Genomic DNA, 24,084 nt, shown 5'->3' on the forward strand with positions numbered 1-24,084 from the left:
GCCCAGTGTCGCGACGGAGTTCCCACCTGTCATGGCTTTTTTGTCAAAAGGCGCCATAGGCAGAATCAATAACGCAGCTTTTAATAACGGAACTGGCCACCTTGGATCTGCGCCAACAATTGTCCCGTCACCGGCACATAGCAGTCCGAACCCGGCAACCAGGCATAGACCGGGTCATTGCCCGCTTTTTCAGGGTCGAACGCCTCCTCCTTGAGCTTTACCTTCTGGTATTTGAACGTACCCGTGGTTTCCATCTTGACCTTGATACGCAGGAACAACGGCACCGCGTAATGCGGCAACTGGCCGTGGGCGAATTGCAGCAACTCACGCATATCCAATGAGGCCAGGGATTCGCTCGGGGTGATGGCAACCATGCCGGCGCGGCCGTTGGTGTTTTCGATTTCCACACCGTAGGCCACCACTTCAGCGATCTGCGGGTGCTGCAGCAGCACGTTCTCGACTTCGGTCGTCGAGACGTTTTCGCCCTTCCAGCGATAGGTGTCGCCCAAGCGGTCGACAAATTGCGCATGACCGAAGCCGATGCTGCGCACCAGATCGCCGGTATTGAAGTAGCGGTCGCCCTTCTCGAATACGTCGGTGAGGATGACCTTGCGGTTCTTTTCCGGGTCGGTGTAGCCGTCATAGGGTGACTTTTCATCGATCCTGGCCAATAGCAGGCCTTGTCCACCCGTCTTCACTTTATGCATGAAGCCATCGCTGCCACGAATCGGCTCACCGCTGTCGTGGGCGTAGTCCACCAGCGCCCAGTGCTGAAGGCAAAAGCCGACGGTGTTATCGAAATTCAGAATGTTGGTGAACCCGATATTGCCGTCGCTGGCAGCATACAACTCGCAGACATGCTCAACCCCGTACCGCGCCTTGAACTGCGCCCACACGCCAGGACGCAGGCCATTGCCGACCATCTTGGTCACACCGTGATCACGGTCGTTGAGGTTGGCCGGTTGATCGAGCAGGTAACGGCACAATTCACCGACATAACCCAAGGTGGTCGCCTTGAACCGGCGGGCCTCATCCCAGAACTGGCTGGCGCTGAACTTGCGCCGGATGGCGAACCCTGATGCCCCGACAATCGCCGAGCCCCAACACACGCAGAGGCCGGTGGCGTGGTACAGCGGCAAGGTGCAATAGAGGACATCGTCCGGGCCCATGTCCAAGGCGATGCTGCCGAAGCTGACAGCGGTTTTGGTCCAGCGGCCATGTTTCATGATGCCGGCCTTGGGCAGGCCCGTGGTGCCGGAGGTGTAGATATAGAAGCAGGGATCGTTGAAGAAGATCTGCGCGGTGCTGGCCGGGTTATCCACCGGGGCCTCGGCGCTGGCGGCTATCAGATCGGAGTACCCGTCAGGCAGCGCGCTGGCCTGTAGGTCAGCGACAAACCAGGTGCGCTCGGCGGGAATTTCCACTTGATTGCGTACGGCCTCGTATGAAGCCACCAATTCCGCGCCCACCACAATCGCCGCCGGGCTCACCAGGTTCAGGCTGTGCACCAGCGCCGCTTGGGTCTGCGCCGTATTGAGCATGGCGCAGATGCCGCCCAACTTGGCTACAGCCAGCACATTCAGCAGCAACTCGGGACGGTTTTCGATAAACATCGCTACCACATCGCCCTTGCGAATGCCCTGGGCCTGCAAGTGGTGGGCGATACGGTTGGCGGACTGGTTGGCTTGCGTGTAGGTGAGCACGCGGTCGGCGTACAACAAAGCGGTGCCCTGTGGATTGCGCAGGGTAGCTTGCTCGAAGTGCCAGCCCAGGCCACAGGGCTGCTGAGGGTCGGTGACGTTGGCGGCACGCATGCCGCGCACCACCCGTGGCAGGGCGCGAACAATGGCAGGCACCTTACGCAGCATCATGCCCCAGGTGATCATGTCGTTTTGCGAATGGCTCATGGGAACGTCCTTTTTCTTATTCTTCGTAAACCTTGCGGAAAAGTACGTCAGCCTCTCTTCGGCTGTACACGCAGGATTTGAAAAGTTTTGTATCCCGATGAACGCCCGCTGAAAAAAGGAATTCAGCGACGCCGATGCAGTCTCTAGGAATAAGGGTGGGCCCGTTCGGCGCCGTGGAGCCACGCAAAATGCAGGATGCATGATGGCCATTCATGCAAATTGCACGAAACCGAAAATTTGTATTTTTTATATCTTATTGATTTATAACGATATTTTGTAAAACCAATAGCTGGCACAATCACTGCACCTATCTCTCCATGCTTGCCAACTTGAGCCAATGGAGCTGATAGACATGAGCCTGATCCAAGATAAATTCGCTTCAGTATTCTCCAACTACGACGTCACCACCCAGCCACGTCCCGACGGCGGCATCCTCTTGACCCTGCGCAACAGCGAAGGCAAGCAGGTCAAGCGCTCCATCTCCTACCAGCAGTTGCACACGGCCGACCAATTGACCTGGGTGATCAGCGCTATCCGCCGCGACCTGGCTGAACAAGCCAGCGACCTGCCACAGATTTCGATGCTGCAAAGCCAGAACCGCTTTGCCCTGCCGACCTACCACTCGGCCTAAGCAGAAGATAAAGCAAAGGGCCGCGACACCCTAGGGTGTCGCGGCCCTTTTTCCATGTATTCAGCAAAGCCCCTTGCGCGCCGCTTCGTTCATTGCTTGGACACGGTTATTGACCTCCAACTTGCCGTAGATATTGCGCAAATGGAATTTCACCGTGGCTTCAGACGTGGCGCGTATCTGGCTGATCTCCCACACCGTCTTGCCTCCCGAGGCCCAGCGCAGTATTTCCAGCTCCGTGGGCGTCAAACTCTTGCCCGCCAGATTAATGCGCCGCCTGACAGCGTTGGGCACCGAATACGGCGCCTGGAACAATTCCCGTGGGCCTCTCATTGGTTTCTCTCCATTTTTATTGACTGACGCCCTATCACCCTTCGAATTCCTCCTATTGACGGATGATATAAACGTTATTGCCGGGGAGAGTTACATAAGGCGTGGGATTAAAGCGCACCCCCCACAATAAACAGCAAGACCCTACAGGAGCTTAAGTTTCTTCCTACAACAACTTGCAACATGCGGGGATTGAAGTTTCTGGTAGCTAGCGATTAATCATCCAAAGCGGGAAAACTGTGGGCAATATCGTCACCGGTGAATTCAGGAATCCACCCTTTCGCGGTATTGAATAAACGCAACGCCACGAAGTGCGGGTTATCACCCATGTCAAACCAGTGCGCCATACCGGCCGGGACCACCAGCAGGTCGTTTTTCTCGCAGCGTACGGCGTATACGTAATCGCCTATGTGCAACGCGAACAGGCCCTGGCCGGCGAGGAAGAAACGCGCGTCGTCTTCGCTGTAGCGGCGCTCCTCAAGAAACTGCCCACGTAACTCGGCGTTCTGCGCGGGGTCTGCGGCATTCCTCAGCACCTCGGCGGCGCTGTAGCCGAGCTTATCGATCTGCGCCTGACAGGCGGCGATCAGCTCGGCATCGCTGGCGCCCCGCTCGACCGAACCAGGCTGCCAGCGCTCAAAACGCACGCCCTGCTCGGCCAAGGTGGCGGCGATGTCCTCGAAATGGGTCAGGACCTTGTTCGGCGTATCCGGTGTAGCGACGGAGTAGACAGCGACATAGCTCATTGAAGGGTTCCTTGGTTCTGCTCTTGCAATCGAAAACCGATGATAACGGCGGCCGCCAGGGCAGCGACGCTGGCGATGCTGAAGGTCAGGGTCGGCCCCAACAGGTTCCAACTGTAGCCTGAATACAGAGCGCCCAATGCGCCGCCAGTGCCGGCCAGCGCCGCATACAGCGCTTGGCCCTGGCCTTGTTGCCTGTCACCGAAACTGCGCTGCACAAAGGCAATCGCCGCCGCATGAAAACTGCCGAAGGTAGCGGCGTGCATCACCTGCGCCAGCAACAGCACCCAGAAAAATTCGGCAAACGAGCCCAGCAGCAGCCAGCGCAGTGCCGCCAGCAGGAAACTCGCCAGCAACACCCGGCGTACCGAAAAGCGCGAAAGGATGCGGCTCATGGCCAGGAACATCAGCACTTCCGCCACCACCCCCAACGCCCACAACATCCCGATCACACCGCGGCTGTAGCCCAAGTGTTCGAGGTGCAAAGTGAGAAAGGTGTAATACGGGCCATGGCTCATCTGCATCAGCGCCACGCAGGCATAAAACGCCAGGACGCCGGGGCTGCGTAATTGCTTGAGAAAACCGTCACCCGCCGGGCGATTGCCGTGGCTGGCAGGCTGCGCATTCGGCACCCACAGGCTGGCACCGATGATGCCGGCCATGATCACCACGACCACTACCGGGTAGATGTCCAGGCTCAGCCAGTCGAACAGGCGGCCCATGACCACCACGGTGAGAATGAAGCCGATGGAGCCCCACAGGCGGATCTGGCTGTAGCGCGAGGTCTGTTTTTGCAGGTGCGCAAGGGTGATCACCTCAAACTGCGGCAGCACTGCATGCCAGAAGAACGCATGCAGCGCCATGACCAGCGCCAGCCAGGCGTAGGTGTGGCTGATAAATATCAGCGAAAAACTTGCCAGGGTGCACACCGCGCCGAACCGCACGATGGCCAGGCGCCGGCCGGTGTAGTCGCCCAGCCAGCCCCACAGGTTGGGCGCCACGCAGCGCATCAGCATGGGGATGGCGACCAGCTCGCCGATGCGCGCGCTGGAGAACCCCAGGTGGTCGAAGTACAGCGCCAGAAAGGGCGCCGTCGCCCCCAGGAGGGCGAAGTAGAAGAGGTAGAAGCTGGAGAGGCGCCAGTACGGAAGGGCTGTCACAGCCGAACCGTCACAGCTGGCCCAGCACCGGCGTACTCACGCGAACATCGGCATTCTGCCCACGGTTGCGCAGCAGGTGATCCATCAACACGATGGCCATCATAGCTTCGGCGATCGGCGTTGCACGGATGCCCACGCAAGGATCGTGGCGCCCCTTGGTGATCACGTCCACCGGGTTGCCGTGCACGTCAATCGAACGGCCCGGCGTGGTGATGCTCGACGTCGCCTTGAGCGCCAGGTGCGCCACAATTGGCTGACCGGAAGAAATGCCACCGAGGATGCCGCCCGCGTTGTTGCTGAGGAAACCTTCCGGGGTCAGCTCGTCGCGGTGCTCGGTGCCGCGCTGGGACACACAGGCGAAGCCGGCGCCGATTTCCACGCCTTTCACCGCGTTGATGCTCATCAGCGCATGGGCCAGCTCCGCGTCGAGGCGGTCGAAGATCGGTTCGCCCAGACCGGGTTTCACGCCTTCGGCAACCACAGTGATCTTGGCGCCGACGGAGTCCTGGTCGCGGCGCAACTGGTCCATATAGGCTTCCAGTTCCGGCACCTTGTCCGGGTCGGGGCTGAAGAAGGCGTTGTCTTCCACGCTGTCCCAGGTCTTGAACGGGATTTCAATCGGGCCCAACTGGCTCATGTAGCCACGGATCACAATGCCCTGGGTCGCCAGGTATTTCTTGGCGATGGCACCGGCCGCCACGCGCATCGCGGTTTCGCGCGCCGAGCTGCGGCCGCCGCCACGGTAGTCGCGCTCGCCGTATTTGTGGTGATAGGTGTAGTCGGCGTGGGCCGGGCGAAACAGGTCCTTGATCGCCGAGTAGTCCTTGGACTTCTGGTCGGTATTGCGGATCAACAGGCCGATGGCGCAACCGGTGGTGCGGCCTTCGAACACGCCGGACAGGATCTCGACTTCGTCGGGCTCCTGGCGCTGGGTGGTGTGGCGGCTGGTGCCGGGCTTGCGGCGGTCGAGGTCGCGCTGCAGGTCTTCCAGGGACAGCTCGAGGCCGGGCGGGCAGCCGTCGACAATGGCGACCAACGCCGGGCCATGGCTTTCGCCCGCGGTGGTGACAGTGAACAGCTTGCCGAAGGTATTGCCGGACATGCAGGGCGCTCCGTGAAATCAGTTGAATCAAGTCAACCGTAATAACTTAAGGCGGCCAGTATACGCAGGCTAACCGAGTAGTTCATCCTCGAAACCTTAGCGGTAGACCTTGGTCCAACCGGCACCTCTCTCTTGATGGCGCGATGATGCTGCGAGTTCTGCTTTTGACCCTCACCCTGTTTTCCAGCCTAGGCTTCGCCGCCTCCCCTGTGGTGCTGCAACGGCCAATCAGCCTGGACACCGGTAGCGGCGAGCTGTTTGGTTCGCTCTTGCTGCCCAAATCCGACAAGCCAGTACCGGTGGTGCTGATCATCGCCGGTTCCGGCCCTACCGACCGCAACGGCAACAGTGCCGACGGCGCGCGCAATGACAGCCTCAAACGCCTGGCCTGGGTGCTGGCGCGGCATAACATTGCCAGCGTACGCTACGACAAGCGCGGCGTAGCGGCCAGCCTGGCGGCGACCCCCGACGAGCGCAACCTGACCCTGGACGCCTACGTCGCCGACGCCGTGGCCTGGGGCAAATTGCTCAAGTCTGACAAGCGCCTGGGCCCGCTGATTGTGCTGGGCCACAGCGAAGGAGCGTTGGTGGCGGCCCTCGCCGCGCCGCAATTGGACCCGGCGGGCGTGGTCTCGCTGTCCGGCAGCGCGCGCCCGGTGGATCAAGTCATCCGCCAACAGTTGGCCGATCACCTGCCCCCTGCCCTGCTGCTGCGCAGCAACCAAATCCTCGATCATCTCAAGGCCGGCCAAGTGGATGCGGATGTGCCTGGCCCGCTGGAAGGCATTTTCCGACCCAGTGTGCAGCCGTATCTGATCAGCCTGTTCCGTGCCGATCCTTCGGCAGCCTTTGCCAAATTGAACATGCCGGCACTGATCATCCAGGGCACCAACGATATCCAGGTCGGTGTGGGCGATGCCCAGCAACTGAAAAAGGCCAAGCCCGACGCGCAGCTTGTGCTGATCGAGGGTATGAACCACGTGATGCGCATCGTGCCCAACGAGGTGAAACAGCAATTGGCCTCCTACAACGACCCGCAACTGCCCCTCGCCGCCGAGTTGGGCAACCGCCTGGTGCGCTTTATCGACGGACTTCAACCCCGTTAAGCGACAATTTGCCTCCAGTCCTGGGGAAAACGGCCGATAAGCCCAGAGTCGACAGTAAAAAGACTGTCGACTCGCAGGGCTTGGACAGGATCGCGCCGCATGACAACCACTGAAGCAACACCGGAATCCACCGCCGACACCCCGGCTGACAAAACCGAGGCCGTCGACGCGGCGCCCCTGCCGTGGGCGGATGTCCAGGCTGAGCATTTCAAAATGCTGCGCCTGGCGCCCCTGGCCACCGACCGTGCCACCGGCGTGCGGCCGTTGCGCTTCGTTCAGTTCGGCTACGCCGAGCGCAACGACAAACACCACAGCCTGTTGCGCATGGTCATCCAGTTGCCCGGCCAGCGCGTGCGCCGTGAACAGAATCACCTGGATATCTGGGTTGATCACGATAAACATCGCGTGCACTTCGGCCCCGGTAATAGCCTGGAAATCGAACCGGCCAACCGTGGCATCGGTCGTTTCCTGGTGGCCCAGGGGGCCGCATGGGCGAAAAAGAAATGGTCGCACTATCGCCTCGACGGCGTTGACCTGGCCAACAAGGACGCGCTGAACGAAGCCACCCGCTTGCGTCGCGATCACTTCCTGCGCATCCAGGGCTTTGATGTGGCTTATGCCGATGTGCAGCACCTCAAGGGTAACGTGCAGCCGGGCAAGGTCAGTGATGTGCTGGACAGTTGGAACACTGAAAAAGTGCAGTTCGTCGAGATTCTGGAAGCGGCGCAGATGCTGCAACAGGCCGAGCAGAATCTGTTGGAGCAGGAAGTGAAGCTGCGCAAGGAAGAGGAAAAGGTCACCAAGTTCAAGCGTGAGGACAGCGGGTTGCGCTTTACCATCACGTGCCTGGTGGCGTTTACAGTATTTCAGGCGGGATTATTGATCTGGATTGCTACACACCGCTAATCCAAATGCTTGATTAAATCTCCTGTAGGAGCCGGCAAGCCGGGCTCCTACAAGGTGTGCGTCACACTCGGGCGGCGAACACCGCCTGATGTTGACGGCACTGCTCAGCCGTCAACATGAACACCCCGTGACCGCCGCGCTGGAAGTCCAGCCAGGCAAAGTCCACTTCCGGGTACAACGCCTCGACGTGCACCTGGCTGTTACCCACTTCAACAATCAGCAAACCCTTCTCGGTGAGGTGGTCCGCCGCCTCGGCCAGCATGCGCCGCACCAGGTTCAGGCCATCATCGCCACACGCCAGGCCCAGTTCCGGTTCGTGCTGGTATTCGTCAGGCATATCGGCGAAGTCTTCGGCATCCACATACGGCGGATTGGACACGATCAGGTCAAAGCGCTGGCCCGGCAGGCCGTCGAATCCGTCACCCTGCACGGTGTAGACACGTTCATCGACGCCATGGCGTTCGATGTTCTGGTTGGCCACTTCCAGGGCTTCGAAGGACAAGTCCCCCAGCACCACTTCGGTGTCCTGGAACTCATAGGCGCACGCGATACCGATGCAACCGGAACCGGTGCACAGGTCGAGGATGCGTGCCGGTGGCTGCGCCAACCAGGGTTCGAAGCGGTTTTCGATCAGTTCGCCGATCGGTGAACGCGGGATCAGCACGCGTTCATCGACGATAAACGACATGCCACAGAACCAGGCCTCGCCGATCAGGTAAGGTGTCGGCACGCGTTCGTGGATGCGGCGATGCAACAAGCGTTGCAGGTGGGCGACTTCCTCTTCTTCCAGGTTGCAATCAAGGTAGCTGTCGGCAATTTCCCACGGCAAGTGCAAGGCACCGAGCACCAGTTGCCGGGCATCGTCCCAGGCATTGTCGGTGCCATGGCCAAAAAACAGGTCTTCCCCATGGAAACGGCTGACAGCCCAACGGATGTGGTCGCGCAAGGTGCGCAGGCGGGAAGTGGTCACGGGGGCAAGCTCCTGGAAAAAACGACTGGCGATTCTAACAGCCTTCACCTGTACCGACGATGTACGAAAACCCGTCGCCACCCGTCGGATTTCATCCAAATTGCCATCATTGTGTTAAACAGGCCCACCTCTTGACATGGCTGCACGTCAACAACGGCGTACCTTACGATGGTAGCGATTCACAGAACCGCTCAGCCAGTGGACAATGTCGCAAAAGCCCCCCTCACAGGAGCCCCAGAATGTCCGTTCCAAAGACGATGTTTCAACTCAGCGGTCGTGGTTACGCAGCAGCGAACCTCAGCCATGCGACCCTCGTGATCATCGACGCCCAGAAGGAATACCTCAACGGCCCGCTCGCCCTCTCGGGCATGGACGCGGCCGTCGGCAACATCAAGCAGCTTGTGTCAGCCGCCCGCAACGCCGGGCGCCCGATCGTGCATGTACGTCACCTGGGCACCGTGGGTGGTCTGTTCGATCCACAGGGCGAGCGTGGCGAATTCATTCCGGGCCTTGAGCCGGAAGGCGACGAAACCATCATCGGCAAGCTGCTGCCCAGCGCCTTTCATGGCACCGGCCTGGAAAAACACTTGCAGGACCTCGGCTCCCTGGACCTGATCGTCTGTGGCTTCATGAGCCACTCCAGCGTCAGCACCACCGTGCGCGCCGCCAAGAACCTGGGCTTTCGCTGCACCCTCGTGGAAGACGCCTGCGCCACCCGCGACCTGCCTTACAAAGGTGGCATCCTCAGCGCCGAGCACGTGCAGCAAACCGAAATGGCCATCATGGCCGACAACTTCGCCACCCTAGCGTTGACCAAAGATCTGATCTGATCGACCTTCAGATGAGCGGCGCGGCCTGTTTACGGCCCCGCTCATCCGCAAAGCCCTTTCATTTGGCGCATTTACCCCTCGCCCCGGAACAACCTGTGTATTGTCCGGTCGAAGGGCCGATACCCTGGAGGAAAGGTCGGAATGAAGATATCCGATGGTTTTGACGCTCGTCGCTTGCGCCCCAAGGGCCCGAGCAACTGGCGTCTGCGCCTGGTAGCCGGCATTGCCGCGTTGCTGGCGATAGTTGGTTTGCTGTTGGCCGGCGCTGGTGGCGCCGGTTTGTTTGGTCACTCGCCAGCCCTTGGTGAATTGAATGCCAGCCCTGGCGGCTCGGCGATTCTGTTGGTGATCGGGCTGCTGGTGCTGTGGTTGGGCGTATGGTTATGGCGGCGCAGCCGTCGGAAGATGCGTCAGCCGTTGTCGCTGAACATCGCTTCACACCTGATGAAAAAGCACGACTGATGGCGCTTGGATAGCGTTTCCTGCGCCCTGGCCGCCGCGATTTAGGTAAACTGCCCGCCCTTCGCGGAGGCCAACATGCAAGACGACGATTTTTCCCTATTCAAAAACGAGCTGCGCGGCGTCAAGCCGATCAAGCACGACCGCGCCGACACCGGCAAACCCAAGGCCGACCGGGCGCAGATCGCCAAGCTGCGTCAGGCCGCGACCGTGCGCACCGATGCCACCACCGTGGATGGCCTGTCGGACCAGTTCGTGATCGACGTCGGCCCCGAAGACGAGCTGATGTGGGCCCGCGATGGCGTGCAGGAAAGCCAGATGCGCAAGCTCAAGGCCGGCCAGATCCCGTTCGAAGGCAGCCTTGACCTACATGGCATGAATGTCGAAAAAGCCCGAGAAACCCTGTGGGCCTTCCTGGCTGAAGCCACCAAGTTCGAAATCCGCTGCGTACGCGTCACCCACGGCAAGGCTGTGCGGCTGGACGGCAAGCGCCCGATGATCAAAAGCCACGTCAACACCTGGCTGCGCCAGCATGCCCAGGTGCTCGGTTTTGCCTCATGCCAGGCCCGCCACGGCGGCGCGGGGGCGGTGTATGTGATGCTCAAGCGCACCATGATGGAAGGGCGCGACGAGTAACAAGTGCCATCGTCAGGCTTGCAGCGATGTGCCCGCCACCGTAACCTTGCGCTTTGCGAAAATCCCACAGGTAGTTTCATGTCCCTGGAACAGAATTACACCGCGATCCTCGGCCAACTCGGCGAGGACGTTTCCCGCGAGGGCCTGCTCGACACGCCAAAGCGTGCCGCCAAGGCGATGCAGTACCTCTGCCGCGGCTATGAGCAGACTCTGGAAGAAGTCACCAACGGTGCCTTGTTCAGCTCCGACAACAGCGAAATGGTGCTGGTCAAGGACATCGAGTTGTACTCGCTGTGCGAACACCACCTGTTGCCGTTCATCGGCAAGGCCCACGTAGCCTACATCCCGAGCGGCAAAGTGCTGGGCCTGTCCAAGGTTGCGCGGATTGTCGACATGTACGCGCGCCGCCTGCAGATCCAGGAAAACCTCAGCCGCCAGATCGCCGACGCGGTGATGCAAGTGACCGGCGCCCTGGGCGTGGCCGTGGTGATCGAAGCCAAGCACATGTGCATGATGATGCGCGGTGTGGAGAAACAGAATTCGTCGATGATCACTTCGGTGATGCTGGGTGAGTTCCGCGAAAACGCGGCCACCCGCAGCGAATTCCTCAGCCTGATCAAGTAACAGGCTGTGCACAAAAAAACCGGCGTTCATCGCCGGTTTTTTTTCGTCTGCAAAATTGAGGTAAGCTGCGGCCCCTTCTTCATGGGCAAGAGGTTTCAGCCATGTTCGTCAAAGCACTTCGAGTGGGCCTCGGCCACGTCATCATCGCGGGCGACTTTCTTACCCGCCCACGCAAAAAGCAGCGTTCCGCCGAGCAACAGGCACAGGTGAATGCAGCGGCCAAAGAGCTGACGCTGTATCAGTTCCACGCCTGCCCGTTCTGCGTGAAGACCCGTCGCACCCTGCACCGCCTGAATGTGCCCGTCGCGCTGAAAGATGCGAAGAATAACGACCAGGACCGCCAGACCCTGCTGGAGCAAGGCGGCAAGATCAAGGTGCCGTGCCTGCGTATCGAAGAGAATGGCCAGACCACCTGGATGTATGACTCCAAGGTGATCATTGATTACCTCGATAAGCGTTTCGCAGCAGTCTGACAGCCCCCCACCTGTAGGAGCCCGGCTTGCCGGCGATGGCGTCCGTAAAATCGCCGCCTGGCGTTGGGGCCTCATCGCCGGCAAGCCGGGCTCCTACAGGGCGTTGATATCCAGATCCAGCAGCGCGGACCCTAGGCATTTGCCATGGGCATCCAGCGCCAGCGAGCGGGTGACGCCGCCGCGCAGGATGCCCGGCAACACGAAGTTCAGCGCCTGCACATTCGGCAATTCATAGCGCCGTACAGGCGCCGCGCCCGGCTCACGCAACCCCGCGAAAAACTCGGCCACGCGCTCGGCCGTCAATTGTTCGCAGAGCAGTGGGTAGTCCTCGACACGATAAGCAATGATCGAAATGTTCGACGTGTCGCCCTTATCCCCTGTGCGGGAATGGGCCAGCATCTGCAGCTTCATGCTTCGATCCTCGGGTTGACCTTATCGCGCGGCAGCAACAACGACGCTACCGCCACCACCTGACGCACGCTTTTGCTGGCACCGCCGCCGCCCGACGGGCCGTTGGTGTAGAGGGTTTCCACTTCATTGCCCACCCGAACCGCCTCACCACGCTCCTCACAGCGAGCCGCCACGCGCAGGCGCACTTCCCAAGGCTCGACCGTGCTGCGCGGACCGTGGAGCGAGTCCATGCCGATCAACTCAGCACGCACGTCCTGCATCTTCACGCCCATCAGTTCAAGACGCTTGAGGACGACATCCCGAGCCAGCTGCGCCCGTGCGACAGCGCCGGGACCGCCGTAGGACATCTGCCCTTCACCTATCCAACCGTCCAGATAGCCGACACTGACCTTCAACTTTTCGGGGCGCGCGAGGCCATCTGCACCTCGAGCACGCACGCGGTCGACGCTTTCCTCAACGAAACTCACTTGAGAGAAATCGGCCGTCACGTCAGGCGTGAGGTACGCCGCCGGGTCGTGCACTTCATAGATCAGCTGTTCAGTGCAGGTCGCACGGCTGACCCGCCCGCCGGACCCACCCACCTTGGTAATCACCGCCTCACCGTCCTCAGCGATCTCGGCCAAGGGGAAACCCAGGCGCGCCAGGTCCTCCACATCCTTGAAGCCAGGATCTGTGAAATAGCCGCCGCTGACTTGCCCGGCGCATTCAAGCAAATGCCCCACCAACGTGCCGCGCCCCAGACGCTGCCAATCGTCCGCTGCCCAACCGAATGCAAACATCTGCGGTGCCAGGAACAGCGAGGGGTCAGCCACACGCCCGGTAATCACCACGTCCGCATCGGCCTTCAACGCCTGCAGAATACCGTCGACGCCCAAATAGGCATTCGCGGAAATCAGTCGTGCGCCCAAGGAACCGACCGTCTGGCCGTTATCCAGCAAACACTCGGGCTGCAACACGCTCAACACATCATCGCCGACGACAGCGACCACCTTGAGATCAAGGCCCAATTCTTTGGCGATTCGCCGCACTTCACTGGCCGCTGCCACCGGATTGGCCGCGCCCATATTGGTAATCACCCGCAAGCGACGACGCCCGGCTTTCACACCAACGAAAGGCAACACGCGGCGCATACGCTCACTCAACAACGGGTCGTAACCGCCCTCTGGATCGCTGATTCGCGCCTGTTGCGCCAAAGCAATCGTGCGTTCGGCCAGGCATTCGAACACCAGGTAATCCAGGTCGCCCTGCTCGGCCAGTTCCACGGCAGGTTCGATACGGTCGCCGGAATAGCCGGCGCCGGACCCGATGCGCAAGGTTTTCATCTCAAATAACTCCCAGGAGCAACGCGGTCAGGGTCATCAACACCGACGCGGCAAACAGAAACGGAATGGTGAAGCGCTGGTGATCGGCCAGTTCGATCTTGCACAGGCCCACCAACAGGAAGGTCGCGGGGGTCAGCGGGCTGACTGGGAAGCCAGTGGTGTGCACACCCAGCAACGAGGCCTGGGCTACTTGCAGCGGGTCGACGCCCAGGGCCTTGCCGACTTCGGCGATCACCGGCATCACGCCGAAATAGTAGGAATCCGGGTCAAACAGCATGCTCAGTGGCATGGAAATGAAGCCCACCACCGCCGGGATCAACTTGCCGTGGCCGGCCGGAATCTGCGCCACCGCCACTTCGGCAATCGCCTTGAGCATGCCGGTGCCCTGCATGATGCCGGTGAACACCCCGGCGGCGAGCAGGATGCTGGCCATGGTCAGGGCGGTTTTGGCATGGGCGTCGATGCGGGCACGCTGGGCGTCGACGTTCGGGTAGTTGATACACAGTGCCACCACCGTGCCGAGCATGAACATCACCACCGGATCGACCCAACCGGCAATCATCACCACCATCACCAATACGGTCAGGATCAGGTTGACCCAGAACAGGCGCGGGCGACGCAGCTTGATGTCATCGTCACTCAGTACCCGTTGCGGCACCGCATCCACGGTGGAGCCAGCGCCGAGGCCCAGGCGTTTCTCTTCGCGACGGCCGAGCCACCAGGCACAGGCGAATACAAAGATCAGGCCGACAATCTGCACGGGGATCAACGGCTGGAACAGGTCCGCCACCGGCACGTGCAGGGCCGCAGAGGAACGCAGCACCGGACCGGTCCATGGCAAAAAGTTGACCCCGGCCGCCATCGCGCAAACACAAGCCAGGATGCGTTTATCGATGCCCAGCCGTGTATACAGCGGCAGCATCGCCGGCACCGTCACCAGAAAGGTCACCGCGCCGGAGCCATCCAAATGCACCAGCAGCGCCAGGGTCGCGGTGCCTACGACAATGCGTGTAGGACGCGTGCCTACCGTGCGCAGGATGCGATCAATGATGGGGTCGAGCATGCCGGCATCGGTCATGATCCCGAAAAACAGGATCGCAAACACAAACATGCCCACCACGGGGGCGACGTTCTTGATGCCGGTGATGATGAAGGCGCTGGTTTGCAAGCCGAACCCGCCAAGCAGCGCGGCGATGATCGGCAGGGCGATCAGGGCCACCAGTGGCGAAAGGCGTTTGCTCATGACGGCAGCGAGCAGGCACAGAATGGTAATGACACCCAGGGTAGCGAGCATGGGTTACTCCAGAGCGGCCTGATGGCCGGTTATTGTTTTCCCTGGAGTATTGGAAGCGGGTTAATCTTTGTAAATTGGAATATTCACCCGCTAGTGTTCGGAAAAACAAAATGAAGCTGCTCTTATGAAAAACAGCATCCAACACATCCAGGCTTTCCTCGCCGTCGCTCGCACCGGCAGTTTCACCAAGGCCGCCAACGAGTTGCACCTGTCGCCCTCTGCGCTCACCGTACAGGTGCAACAGCTGGAAGACTGGCTCGGCGTCGCCCTGCTCGACCGCAGCCCTCGCCATGTCAGCATCACCGCTGCGGGCCAGGACGCGCGGGGCCCCATGGAAAAACTGCTGCTGGACCTGGACAACATCGTCACCGGCTCCCGCGACCTTGCCGCCCTGCGCCGAGGCGTGGTCACTATAGCTGCCCTGCCCTCCGTATGCGCCGGCACATTGCCGCCGGTTCTACGCGTGTTTCGCGAGCGCTTTGCCGGGATCGAAGTGCGCCTGCATGACCTGGTGGCCCATCGCATTCATGCCCAAGTGCGTTCCGGCGAGGTGGATTTCGGCATCGGCGTGCGCGCACGGCTCAGCCACGGCCTGGAGTTCGTGCCGGTGTTGAATGATCGCTTGTGTGCATTCGTGCCGGTCGACCATCCGCTGACCCGCCATCGCACACTGACCCTGGAGCAGTTGGCCGATCAGCCGATCATCCTCACTGGCCGCGACAGCAGCGTGCGCGAGCAAGTGGATGCATTGTTCGATGAGACTCGGTTGACGATGAACGCCGGCATGGAGGCCAACTACATGTCGACGGTATTGGCATTGGTGCGCCAAGGGTTGGGGATCAGTGTGCTGCCGGAGTCGGCGGCGGACAGCCTGGAGGGATTGAAACGCATCAACATCGATCATCCCGGCGTGAACCGGGAGATCGGGTTGATCAGTCGCAGCGGGATGGGCTTGAGCCCCGCGGCGCAGCGGTGTTTTGATCTACTGAATACAGAGTTGCGATCCCTGAAGGAGCCCGGCTTGCCGGCGATGGCGCCCCTGAAAACGCTATCGCCGGCAAGCCGGGCTCCTACAGATTAGGGTACTCAGTCCAACATGGCGACGTGCTTGGGATGGCTGGCCACTCGCGCCAGCCAGGCTTGAACACCCGGATAAGCATCCAACTCAAAACCACCCTCATTCGCCACATGGGTGTAGGCATACAAGGCCACATCGGCGATGGAGAACTGATCGCCCACCAGATACGGCGTGAGTTGCAATTGGCGCTCCATCACTTTGAGCGCTTTGTAACCGCCCTTGTGCAGCTTCTTGTATTCCTCCAGGCGATCCTCAGGCAACCCCAGGTAAAACTGGATAAACCGCGCCACCGCAATGTACGGCTCGTGGCTGTACTGCTCGAAGAACTGCCACTGCAGCACTTGCGTGCGCAGGCGCGGTTCGGAAGGTAGGAATTCACTGCCATCGGCCAGGAAGTTGAGAATCGCATTGGACTCCCACAGGCAGGTGCCGTCTTCCAGTTCCAGCACGGGGATCTTGCCATTGGGGTTCTTCGCCAGGAATTCGGCGGTCTGGGTGTCACCCTTGAGGATGTCCACATTCACCCATTGGTACGGGATGCCCAACAGGTTGAGCATCAATTTGATCTTGTAGCAGTTGCCCGACTTGTAATCGCCATAAACCTTGTACATGGGGCTCCCCTTATGCCGCTTGCGCGTGCTGTGCTTGACGGACAACCGCGGCCAGGCGCTTGAGACCTTCGTCGAGGCGGGCCGGGTCGATATGGCTGAAATTGAGCCGCAGAGAACCATGATGTTGGTCCGGCTCGGAAAAAAACGGTTCACCGGGCATGAACGCTACATTCTGTTCCAGCGCTTGCGCCAACAAGGTGCGGGTGTCGAGTGGCTGTTTCAAGGTCAGCCAGAAGAATAATCCACCTTGGGGCACTTGCCAGTCGGCCAGATCGGCGAAGTGACACTTTAGCGCAGCCTGGAATGCATCGCGGCGCTGGCGGTAAAAACTACGCAGTTCCACCAGATGCCGTTGGTATTTTTCGCTGCCGATCCACTGCATCGCCTGCCATTGGCCAACACGATTGGTGTGCAGATCGGCCGATTGCTTGAGCTTGAGCAAGTGCGGGAACAGGTCCGGGCTGGCGATCAGGTAGCCGACGCGCAAACCCGGCAACAGGGTCTTGGACACGGTGCCGGTGTAGATCCAACTGGCTTTTTTCAGGCGCCCGACGATGGGTTTGGCGCTGCCGCCGTCGAAGGTCAGTTCGCGGTAGGGCTCGTCTTCAATCAGAGTGACGCCGAATTCATCGAGCAGCGCAGCGACGGCTTCGCGCTTGGCTTCGCTGTAGCGTACGGCGGAGGGATTCTGGAAGGTCGGGATCAGGTAGATGAACGCCGGGCGATGGCGTTCGAGGTTGGCGCGCAACGCGGCCAGGTTAGGGCCATCGGCTTCCAGTTGCACGGTAAGACAATCGGCACCGAACAGTTGGAATATCTGCAAGGCGGCGAGGTAAGTCGGGCCTTCCAACAGAATCTGCGTGCCTTTGTCGATGTACAGCTTGGCCGCCAGGTCCAGGGTTTGCTGGGAACCGCTGACCACCAGCACCTGGCTGGCCTGGCACGGCACGCCGAGTGCACGCGCTTCGGCGGCAAGCAATTCGCGCAACTGTGGCTCGCCTTCGCTCATGCCGTATTGGCCAATGTTGAGGGGCATGTCGTCCCAGTTCAGCGCAGGCAGCATGGCTTCGGCCGGCAGGCCACCGGCGAACGACATCACTTCCGGGCGCTGGGCTGCCGCGAGGATTTCACGGATCAAGGAGCTTTTGAGGCGCGTAACACGTTCAGAGAAGGCCATAAGGTCACCGGTAGCGAAGCCTGTGGGAAATACGTCAAACTAGTTGACCGAAATTACGACGACTCACACGGATACGTCAATATGCTTGACCTTAAAAACCCCACCGCTCAGCAAACAGCCATGGAAGCGTTCTTCTTCGGCTACCAGGCGTTTACCGCCAAAGCCGACGAAATGCTGGAGCGCCGTGGCCTGAGCCGGGTGCACCAGCGCATTGTGTTTTTTATCGCACGCTACCCGGCCTTGAGCGTGAAGGAACTGCTGGAGTTGCTCGGTGTGAGCAAGCAGGCGCTGAACATGCCGCTGCGCCAATTGCAGGAAATGCACCTGGTGAACAGCGTTGCATCTGAGACCGACAAACGTAAACGCCTGCTGGAATTGACCGACGAAGGCCTGCGTTTCGAGCAATCTCTGCGCCGTGAACAGGTGAAACTGTTGCAACGCGCGTTCAGTGAAGCGGGCGAAGAGGCAGTGACAGGATGGCTGGCCGTCAATCAGGCATTGAGCGCGAACTAGCCCTTCACACCGCTATTCGAAAACATTATTTGCTTTATTTGTATACAAAAGCATAATTCGCCTCGTGCGAGTTCCTGACCTATTGGTCAACAAAACCCGCCAGTACCTCAAAGCGCTGTTGCCCACACCCGTGACCGGCGCTGGAAATAACAATAAAACTCTTGAGGAGTACTCGCTGTGGATAGCCGCAAATCCGAAGCCCCGACGCTTGACCTTGCCCCCTCACAGAACGGCTGGCTGGAACGCCTGTTCAAACTGCGCTTGCATGGCACCACAGTGAAGACCGAGCTGATCGCCGGCCTTACCACCTTCATCACCATGGCGTACATCATCTTCGTCAACCCCAACATCATGGCCGACGCAGGCATTGACCACGGCGCGGCATTTGTTGCCACCTGTATTGCCGCCGCGCTGGGCTGCCTACTGATGGGCTTGTATGCCAACTGGCCGGTGGGCCTGGCGCCGGGCATGGGCCTGAACGCGTTTTTCACCTACACCGTGGTCGGCACCATGGGGTACACCTGGGAAACCGCGCTGGGGGCGGTGTTTATCTCCGGCGTGCTGTTCATGGGCCTGACGCTCTCGCGAGTGCGTGAATGGTTGCTCAACAGCATTCCCGTCAGCCTGCGTCATGCCATGGGCGCGGGCGTGGGCCTGTTCCTAGGGGTGATCGGCCTGAAAACCGCCGGCATCATCGTCGACAGCCCGGCCACGCTGATCAAGCTCGGTTCACTGCATGAACCCGCACCACTGCTCGCGGCCGTGTGCTTTCTGCTGATCGCCATCCTCAGCTACCACCGTGTGTTCGGCGCGATCCTGATCAGCATCATCGCCGTGACGCTCGCTGGCTGGGGCCTGGGCTTGGTGCATTACAACGGCATGATCTCCACCCCGCCGAGCCTGGCGCCGACCTGGATGGCCATGGACATTAAAGGTGTATTCAATGTCAGCATGATAAGCGTTGTATTTGCATTTCTTTTTGTACACATGTTTGATACCGCAGGTACACTCATGGGCGTCGCGCAACGGGCCGGGTTGGTCAATGCCGAGGGCAAGATCGATAACCTCTCCCGTGCATTGAAGGCCGACAGTGCCTCCAGTGTGTTTGGTGCGATGGTCGGTGTGCCACCGGTCACCAGCTATGTGGAAAGTGCTGCTGGCGTGGCCGCTGGCGGTCGCACCGGGCTCACCGCCGTGACCGTAGGCGTGCTGTTTGTGGCGGCGATGTTTTTTGCACCGCTGGCCGGCATGATCCCGGCATATGCCACCGCCGGTGCGCTGATTTACGTTGCGATGCTGATGATGGCGAGCATGGCCCATATCAATTGGGATGAAGCCACCGACAGCATTCCCGCGATCGTCACGGCAATCATGATGCCGCTGACGTTTTCGGTTGCTGACGGTATTGCCCTGGGCTTTATCACGTACGTGGCGCTCAAGGCCGGCACTGGCAAGTACCGTGAGATTTCCGTCAGCCTATGGGTGCTGTGCGCGATCTTTATCGCCAAATTCATATTTCTATAAAGGAGTAACGGATGAACCTGGAAACCTGGCTACTGTTCAGCGGCGCGGCATTGGTGGTGATCCTGATCCCGGGGCCCCTGTCATTGCTGATGATCAGCAACAGTCTCAACTTCGGCCTGCGCCGTTCGTATCCAGCGTTTCTCGGTGGGGTGTTTGCCTCGATCTGCCTGTTGAGCGCCTCGGCCCTGGGCCTGGGCGCTCTGCTACTGGCCTCCGAGCAGGTGTTCAGCGCCTTGAAAATTGTCGGCGCGCTCTACCTGTTCTACCTCGCGTGGCAGAGCTGGCAGCAATCGCGCCAACCAGCGCAAGGTGCCGTAGTGCCCCAGGCCATCGCTACCCCACGCTTTCGCACGCTGTTTGGCCGAGCGTTTGTGCTGGGCGCGAGCAACCCCAAGGACATCCTGTTTTTCGCCGCCTTCTTGCCCCAGTTTCTCAATGGCACGCAGCCCTTTCTCCCGCAATTGCTGATCATGATCGCCACCTGGACCGTACTCGACCTGCTGTGCAAGTTGACCTACGGCCTGGGCGCCCATGGCGCTGCGCGGTACTTGCGCAGCGGCAAAGGCCAGAACTGGTTCAACCGCGCCAGCGCCGCCTTGTTCGGCGGGGCTGGCGCGGCGTCGCTGCTCAGTCGCTGAAGCAGGCACTCAGATACCTTCAAGCTTGACGAAAAACACCGTGAACGTCCGCGATTGGCATCGTGCTGGATACCCGCCAGCACGTTGACCAGGCGCCCCTGCGCGAGGGCTGCCCTGACTTGCGCCATGACACTGCGCTGGCCCACCCATTGGCCACGACTGCCCGCCTGGAACCAGGCATCCGACCGCTGCATGCCGTGCTCATGAATGCCTCCTTGGCATTGCAAACCAGAGGCTAGGTGAACGACGCACGGCGGGAGAGGTAGACAGTTAACCAGAGATCAAGACGAAAAAAAGCCCGCAGTGTGGGCGGGCGAAAAACCAACGAAGAGCTTTGGGGGTGTGAAGCGAGGTGACGCTAGCTACCGCGATAGGTGGAGTAGCTGTAGGGCGAAATCAGTAGCGGGACATGGTAGTGATCCTGTTCGGCGCTGATGCCGAAGCGCAGGACCACCACATCCAGGAAGGCCGGTTCGGGCAGTTGCACACCACGGGCGCGATAGTAGTCACCGGCGCTGAATTGCAGCTGGTACACACCACTGCGGTAATCATCGCCCTGCAACAAGGGCGCGTCGCAACGGCCGTCGCTGTTGGTGACGGCGGTGGCGACAAGTTCCAGCTGCGCGCCTTCGACGCGGTACAGCTCAACCTTGATTGCGCTGCCGGGGCAGCCGTGTGCAGCATCCAAAACGTGTGTGGTCAAACGTCCCATGGCGTCTACGCGCCTCCCATAGTCAGTAGAAGAGTGGTCCGCACTTTTTCAGGGCAGCGAAAAAGCCGGCGATGGCTGATTAAGACACTTTTTAAAAAAATTGTACACAATAAAAATCACAAACCTATGGATCTACCTGCCTGCGTTGCTCAACGGCACAATCGATGAGTAATCCTTGCTTTTAAACGACCTTTTGTCCATTAGCTGACCAACCAGGCAAGTTTCTTGCTACACCATTCATCTAGAGCCCTGCAGAAAAAATGCAGAAATGTAGGCTTACAAAGTGCGCGATAAGTTGTATACAATCACTCATCGCTAACACGACGAACAAGAAGGAAGACTGCAGTGAGCGCTGACTACCCACGCGACCTGATCGGTTACGGCAGTAACCCTCCTCACCCCCACTGGCCGGGCAAGGCGCGCATTGCGCTGTCTTTCGTACTCAACTACGAAGAAGGTGGCGAGCGCAATATCCTGCACGGTGACAAAGAGTCCGAAGCCTTCCTCTCGGAAATGGTCTCGGCCCAGCCGCTGCAAGGCGCACGCAATATGAGCATGGAGTCGCTGTACGAATACGGCAGCCGTGCCGGCGTGTGGCGCATCCTCAAGTTATTCAAAGAATTCGATATCCCGCTGACCATCTTCGCCGTGGCGATGGCCGCTCAGCGCCATCCGGATGTGATCCGCGCGATGGTCGAGGCTGGCCATGAGATCTGCAGCCACGGCTACCGCTGGATCGACTACCAGTACATGGACGAGGCCCAGGAGCGTGAGCACATGCTCGAAGCCATCCGCATCCTCACCGAGCTGACCGGCGAGCGCCCACTGGGCTGGTACACCGGCCGCACCGGCCCCAACACCCGGCGGCTGGTGATGGAGGAAGGCGGCTTTCTCTATGACTGCGACACCTACGACGACGACCTGCCCTACTGGGAACCCAACAACCCCACCGGCAAGCCGCACCTGGTAATCCCTTACACCCTGGACACCAATGACATGCGCTTCACCCAGGTGCAGGGTTTCAACAAGGGCGATGACTTCTTCGAATACCTCAAGGACGCGTTCGACGTGCTCTACGCCGAAGGCGCCGAGGCACCGAAGATGCTTTCCATTGGCCTGCACTGCCGCCTGATCGGCCGCCCGGCGCGCCTGGCGTCGTTGAAGCGGTTCATTGAATACGTCAAAGGTCACGAACAGGTGTGGTTCACTCGTCGTGTGGACATTGCCCGTCACTGGCACGAAACCCACCCGTACACGGGAGCCGCGAAATGACTGCGTTTCACACCTTGAAACCGTCGACCCTGAGCCGCGATGCATTCGTCGCAGCCTTCGCCGATATCTACGAACATTCGCCATGGGTAGCCGAAAAGGCCTACGACCTGGGCCAGGACGCTTCGATCGACCAGATCGAAACCCTGCACCAGCGCATGAGCGACATCCTGTTGAGCGCCGATCATGCCAGCCAGTTGGCGCTGATCAACGCTCACCCGGACCTGGCCGGCAAAGCCGCCGTCCAGGGCCAACTCACCCAAGCCAGCACTGATGAACAGGCTGGCGCGGGGATTCACCAATGCACGGCCGAAGAGTTTTCTCGCTTCACCGAGCTGAACGATGCCTACAAGGCCAAGTTCAAGTTTCCCTTCATCATGGCGGTAAAAGGCAGCAACCGGCACCAGATCCTGGCCGCGTTCGAAACGCGCATTCACAACTCGGTCGAGGCCGAGTTCAAATGTGCACTGGCCGAGATCAACAAGATCGCGTTGTTCCGATTACTGACCCTCTAAACGACCATCCCCAGCCACTCTCTCTAAGGCAGACAAGAAGAATGAAAGCTTACGCCGTACCTTTCGAAAAGTTCGTCAACCTGGCCGACGCCCGCCTGGGCACCAAGATCATCTCCGTCACCGATGACTGGTTCGCCGACGCCAACCGCCTGTTCCAGCCGACCCCGGCCGTATGGAAGGAGGGCGTTTTCGATGACAACGGCAAGTGGATGGACGGCTGGGAGTCGCGCCGCAAGCGCTTCGAAGGCTACGACAGCGCTGTGATCCGCCTGGGCGTACCGGGCAGCATCAAAGGCGTGGACATCGACACTTCATTCTTCACCGGCAACTTCCCGCCGTCGGCCTCCCTGGAAGCCTGCTTCCTGGCTTCGGGCGAGCCGGATGACAAGACCCAGTGGGTGGAAGTGCTGTCGGCCGTCGAGCTGCAAGGCAACAGTCACCACTACCACGAGATCAACAACGACCAGGCGTTCAGCCACCTGCGTTTCAACATCTACCCGGATGGCGGCGTGGCCCGTCTGCGTGTGTACGGCGTGCCGTTCCGCGACTGGTCCTCGGTGGGCGACAACGAACAGGTCGACCTGGCTGCCGCTCTTAACGGCGGTCGTGCCCTGGCCTGCTCCGATGAACACTTCGGCCGCATGAGCAACATCCTCAACCCAGGCCGTGGTATCAACATGGGCGACGGCTGGGAAACCGCACGTCGTCGCACGCCAGGCAATGACTGGGTGATTGTGGCGCTGGGCCATCCGGGCGAGATCGAGAAAATCATCGTCGACACCCTGCACTTCAAAGGCAACTACCCGGACACCTGCTCGATCCAGGGCGCCTTCGTGAAGGGCGGCACCGACAGCCAGATCGAAACCCAATCGCTGTTCTGGCGCGAACTGCTGCCGGCGCAGAAGCTGGAAATGCACGCTGAACACACGTTTGCCGAGCAGATCAAGGCGCTAGGCCCGATTACTCACATCCGCCTGAATGTGTTCCCGGATGGTGGTGTGAGCCGCCTGCGGGTCCTCGGTAAAGTAGCCAAGTAAGCACTGACCCCGAACCTGTAGGAGCCCGGCTTGCCGGCGATGGCGTCCTCAAGATTGCAATCGCCGGCAAGCCGGACTCCTACACAGAAATCACAGCATTCAAGAGATT

27 protein-coding genes are annotated in these 24,084 nt (G+C 60.1%); 15 read left to right on the forward strand and 12 right to left on the reverse strand.

Annotated elements, in window-relative coordinates:
- Positions 1–80 precede the first annotated feature (80 nt).
- Positions 81–1,907, reverse strand: a complete 1,827-nt coding sequence (locus ACP7C6_RS04150; RefSeq protein ID WP_426108299.1) for a long-chain-acyl-CoA synthetase — start codon at positions 1,905–1,907, stop codon at positions 81–83.
- Between the two features lie 352 nt (positions 1,908–2,259).
- On the opposite strand from ACP7C6_RS04150, the gene ACP7C6_RS04155 reads away from it, so the two are divergent.
- Positions 2,260–2,538 (forward strand): DUF3509 domain-containing protein, encoded by a 279-nt coding sequence (locus tag ACP7C6_RS04155; RefSeq protein ID WP_010208870.1) that lies wholly within the window; start codon positions 2,260–2,262, stop codon positions 2,536–2,538.
- A 60-nt stretch (positions 2,539–2,598) separates the two neighbouring features.
- Here the strand turns inward: ACP7C6_RS04155 and ACP7C6_RS04160 are convergent, their stop codons facing one another.
- The 4 genes from ACP7C6_RS04160 to aroC all read right to left on the reverse strand — a co-directional run bounded on the left by ACP7C6_RS04160 (position 2,599) and on the right by aroC (position 5,870).
- Positions 2,599–2,868, reverse strand: coding sequence for a response regulator transcription factor (locus tag ACP7C6_RS04160; protein ID WP_068932116.1), 270 nt, complete (start codon positions 2,866–2,868; stop codon positions 2,599–2,601).
- A 212-nt stretch (positions 2,869–3,080) separates the two neighbouring features.
- Positions 3,081–3,611 (reverse strand): 1,2-dihydroxy-3-keto-5-methylthiopentene dioxygenase, encoded by a 531-nt coding sequence (locus tag ACP7C6_RS04165; RefSeq protein ID WP_068932117.1) that lies wholly within the window; start codon positions 3,609–3,611, stop codon positions 3,081–3,083.
- Complete coding sequence (locus tag ACP7C6_RS04170; protein ID WP_353632316.1) at positions 3,608–4,768, reverse strand: MFS transporter; 1,161 nt, start codon at positions 4,766–4,768, stop codon at positions 3,608–3,610. Before ACP7C6_RS04170 ends, ACP7C6_RS04165 begins: the two co-directional genes overlap by 4 nt.
- Before the next feature lie 10 nt (positions 4,769–4,778).
- Entirely contained in the window at positions 4,779–5,870 is a 1,092-nt protein-coding gene (aroC, locus tag ACP7C6_RS04175) for a chorismate synthase (RefSeq protein WP_016976377.1), read from the reverse strand.
- A gap of 143 nt (positions 5,871–6,013) precedes the next feature.
- Between aroC and ACP7C6_RS04180 the strand changes: the two genes are divergently transcribed.
- Together ACP7C6_RS04180 and ACP7C6_RS04185 are read left to right on the forward strand one after the other, a co-directional pair.
- A complete protein-coding gene (locus tag ACP7C6_RS04180) occupies positions 6,014–6,976 on the forward strand; it encodes an alpha/beta hydrolase (protein WP_122687131.1) in 963 nt (320 codons plus the stop codon).
- A 99-nt stretch (positions 6,977–7,075) separates the two neighbouring features.
- Complete coding sequence (locus ACP7C6_RS04185; RefSeq protein WP_028617256.1) at positions 7,076–7,882, forward strand: hypothetical protein; 807 nt, start codon at positions 7,076–7,078, stop codon at positions 7,880–7,882.
- A gap of 61 nt (positions 7,883–7,943) precedes the next feature.
- Here ACP7C6_RS04185 and prmB read toward each other — a convergent pair whose 3' ends face one another.
- Complete coding sequence (gene prmB / locus ACP7C6_RS04190; protein ID WP_426108300.1) at positions 7,944–8,852, reverse strand: 50S ribosomal protein L3 N(5)-glutamine methyltransferase; 909 nt, start codon at positions 8,850–8,852, stop codon at positions 7,944–7,946.
- Positions 8,853–9,091: 239 nt separating this feature from the next.
- Between prmB and ACP7C6_RS04195 the strand changes: the two genes are divergently transcribed.
- The 5 genes from ACP7C6_RS04195 (at position 9,092) to ACP7C6_RS04215 (ending at position 11,874) form a co-directional block, all read left to right on the forward strand.
- Entirely contained in the window at positions 9,092–9,682 is a 591-nt protein-coding gene (locus tag ACP7C6_RS04195) for a cysteine hydrolase family protein (RefSeq protein WP_016976373.1), read from the forward strand.
- A 141-nt stretch (positions 9,683–9,823) separates the two neighbouring features.
- The gene (locus ACP7C6_RS04200) at positions 9,824–10,144 is read left to right on the forward strand and encodes a hypothetical protein (protein ID WP_028617257.1); all 321 of its coding nucleotides are present in this window, start codon (positions 9,824–9,826) and stop codon (positions 10,142–10,144) included.
- A gap of 75 nt (positions 10,145–10,219) precedes the next feature.
- Complete coding sequence (locus ACP7C6_RS04205; protein ID WP_068932120.1) at positions 10,220–10,777, forward strand: Smr/MutS family protein; 558 nt, start codon at positions 10,220–10,222, stop codon at positions 10,775–10,777.
- A 78-nt stretch (positions 10,778–10,855) separates the two neighbouring features.
- Positions 10,856–11,401 carry a GTP cyclohydrolase I FolE gene (folE, locus tag ACP7C6_RS04210; RefSeq protein WP_003442011.1) on the forward strand — a complete coding sequence of 182 codons (546 nt, stop codon included), beginning with the start codon at positions 10,856–10,858 and terminating at the stop codon, positions 11,399–11,401.
- 101 nt (positions 11,402–11,502) lie between these two features.
- On the forward strand, positions 11,503–11,874 hold the full coding sequence (locus ACP7C6_RS04215) for a glutathione S-transferase N-terminal domain-containing protein (protein WP_028617259.1): 372 nt from the start codon (positions 11,503–11,505) through the stop codon (positions 11,872–11,874).
- Positions 11,875–11,967: 93 nt separating this feature from the next.
- Here ACP7C6_RS04215 and ACP7C6_RS04220 read toward each other — a convergent pair whose 3' ends face one another.
- From ACP7C6_RS04220 to ACP7C6_RS04230, 3 genes are read right to left on the reverse strand one after another with little or no spacing between them, the layout of a single operon-like run.
- The gene (locus tag ACP7C6_RS04220) at positions 11,968–12,285 is read right to left on the reverse strand and encodes an AtuA-related protein (RefSeq protein WP_236320547.1); all 318 of its coding nucleotides are present in this window, start codon (positions 12,283–12,285) and stop codon (positions 11,968–11,970) included.
- The gene (locus tag ACP7C6_RS04225; protein ID WP_426108301.1) at positions 12,282–13,607 is read right to left on the reverse strand and encodes an acyclic terpene utilization AtuA family protein; all 1,326 of its coding nucleotides are present in this window, start codon (positions 13,605–13,607) and stop codon (positions 12,282–12,284) included. Before ACP7C6_RS04225 ends, ACP7C6_RS04220 begins: the two co-directional genes overlap by 4 nt.
- A 1-nt stretch (position 13,608) precedes the next feature.
- Complete coding sequence (locus ACP7C6_RS04230) at positions 13,609–14,901, reverse strand: CitMHS family transporter (RefSeq protein ID WP_016976366.1); 1,293 nt, start codon at positions 14,899–14,901, stop codon at positions 13,609–13,611.
- A gap of 124 nt (positions 14,902–15,025) precedes the next feature.
- Between ACP7C6_RS04230 and ACP7C6_RS04235 the strand changes: the two genes are divergently transcribed.
- Positions 15,026–15,982: a LysR family transcriptional regulator gene (locus tag ACP7C6_RS04235; RefSeq protein ID WP_426108302.1), complete on the forward strand. Its 957-nt coding sequence runs from the start codon at positions 15,026–15,028 to the stop codon at positions 15,980–15,982.
- A gap of 5 nt (positions 15,983–15,987) precedes the next feature.
- Here ACP7C6_RS04235 and ACP7C6_RS04240 read toward each other — a convergent pair whose 3' ends face one another.
- Both ACP7C6_RS04240 and ACP7C6_RS04245 read right to left on the reverse strand, forming a co-directional pair.
- Positions 15,988–16,590, reverse strand: coding sequence for a glutathione S-transferase family protein (locus ACP7C6_RS04240; protein WP_068932123.1), 603 nt, complete (start codon positions 16,588–16,590; stop codon positions 15,988–15,990).
- A gap of 10 nt (positions 16,591–16,600) precedes the next feature.
- Positions 16,601–17,767, reverse strand: coding sequence for a PLP-dependent aminotransferase family protein (locus ACP7C6_RS04245; RefSeq protein WP_028617264.1), 1,167 nt, complete (start codon positions 17,765–17,767; stop codon positions 16,601–16,603).
- 81 nt (positions 17,768–17,848) lie between these two features.
- On the opposite strand from ACP7C6_RS04245, the gene ACP7C6_RS04250 reads away from it, so the two are divergent.
- The 3 genes from ACP7C6_RS04250 (at position 17,849) to ACP7C6_RS04260 (ending at position 20,442) form a co-directional block, all read left to right on the forward strand.
- Complete coding sequence (locus ACP7C6_RS04250; RefSeq protein WP_028617265.1) at positions 17,849–18,280, forward strand: MarR family winged helix-turn-helix transcriptional regulator; 432 nt, start codon at positions 17,849–17,851, stop codon at positions 18,278–18,280.
- Between the two features lie 177 nt (positions 18,281–18,457).
- Positions 18,458–19,804 carry an NCS2 family permease gene (locus tag ACP7C6_RS04255; protein WP_028617266.1) on the forward strand — a complete coding sequence of 449 codons (1,347 nt, stop codon included), beginning with the start codon at positions 18,458–18,460 and terminating at the stop codon, positions 19,802–19,804.
- Positions 19,805–19,815: 11 nt separating this feature from the next.
- Entirely contained in the window at positions 19,816–20,442 is a 627-nt protein-coding gene (locus ACP7C6_RS04260) for a LysE family translocator (RefSeq protein WP_028617267.1), read from the forward strand.
- A 358-nt stretch (positions 20,443–20,800) separates the two neighbouring features.
- Here the strand turns inward: ACP7C6_RS04260 and uraH are convergent, their stop codons facing one another.
- Positions 20,801–21,154 carry a hydroxyisourate hydrolase gene (gene uraH, locus ACP7C6_RS04265; RefSeq protein WP_028617268.1) on the reverse strand — a complete coding sequence of 118 codons (354 nt, stop codon included), beginning with the start codon at positions 21,152–21,154 and terminating at the stop codon, positions 20,801–20,803.
- Positions 21,155–21,499: 345 nt separating this feature from the next.
- On the opposite strand from uraH, the gene puuE reads away from it, so the two are divergent.
- Genes puuE through alc form a run of 3 tightly spaced genes read left to right on the forward strand, consistent with a single transcriptional unit; the run spans position 21,500 to position 23,975 of the window.
- A complete protein-coding gene (puuE, locus tag ACP7C6_RS04270; protein ID WP_028617269.1) occupies positions 21,500–22,426 on the forward strand; it encodes an allantoinase PuuE in 927 nt (308 codons plus the stop codon).
- Positions 22,423–22,938, forward strand: coding sequence for a 2-oxo-4-hydroxy-4-carboxy-5-ureidoimidazoline decarboxylase (gene uraD / locus ACP7C6_RS04275; protein WP_122725719.1), 516 nt, complete (start codon positions 22,423–22,425; stop codon positions 22,936–22,938). Before puuE ends, uraD begins: the two co-directional genes overlap by 4 nt.
- Positions 22,939–22,979: 41 nt before the next feature.
- On the forward strand, positions 22,980–23,975 hold the full coding sequence (gene alc, locus ACP7C6_RS04280) for an allantoicase (protein ID WP_028617271.1): 996 nt from the start codon (positions 22,980–22,982) through the stop codon (positions 23,973–23,975).
- The last annotated feature ends 109 nt before the right edge of the window (positions 23,976–24,084 follow it).

Source organism: Pseudomonas sp. TWR1-1-4, from assembly GCF_049897165.1.
Taxonomy (GTDB): Bacteria; Pseudomonadota; Gammaproteobacteria; order Pseudomonadales; family Pseudomonadaceae; genus Aquipseudomonas; species Aquipseudomonas canadensis.